1 protein-coding gene is annotated in these 526 nt (G+C 67.9%); it reads right to left on the minus strand.

Annotation, left to right across the window (positions count from 1 at the left end; genetic code table 4):
- On the minus strand, positions 1-521 hold a 521-nt coding region (pgsA1, locus tag FJR74_RS08520), incomplete at its 3' end, for a phosphatidylinositol phosphate synthase (RefSeq protein ID WP_140915080.1).
- Positions 522-526 lie beyond the last annotated feature (5 nt).

Raw genomic sequence — 526 nt, forward strand, 5'->3', positions numbered from 1 at the left:
GGCCAGGGCACAAACGGGAAGTCCGACACCCCGGCGCCGGTCAGCACGATGATCAACCGTTCCGGCCGTTCGATGAAGCCGCCGTCGCCGCGCAGCCCGCTGGCCTCCGCCCGGGCCTTGATGTAAGAGATCACCTGCGAGGTGACCAGACAGATCAAGGTCGCGATCACCAGCGGTCGGTCGCGCATGTGAAACGCTATCCACCACAGCAGACCGCAGAACACCGCGCCGTCACTGATGCGGTCACAGGTGGCGTCCAGCACCGCGCCGAAGCGAGTGCCGCCCCCGCGCTCCCGGGCCATCGCCCCGTCCAGCATGTCGAACAACACGAAGAACCACACCACACACGCACCCGCGAACAGCTTGCCCATCGGGAACAGCGTCAGCGCTCCCGCCACCGACGCGGTGGTGCCCAGGATGGTGACGACGTCCGGCGTGAGGCCGACCCGCAGCAGTCCCCTGGCGATCGGGGTGGTAATCCGGGCGAACGCCGCCCGGGACAGGAAGGGCAGCTTGCTCATGGTTG

The organism is Metamycoplasma neophronis (genome assembly GCF_006491995.1).
Taxonomy (GTDB): domain Bacteria; phylum Bacillota_I; class Bacilli_A; order Mycoplasmatales; family Metamycoplasmataceae; genus Metamycoplasma; species Metamycoplasma neophronis.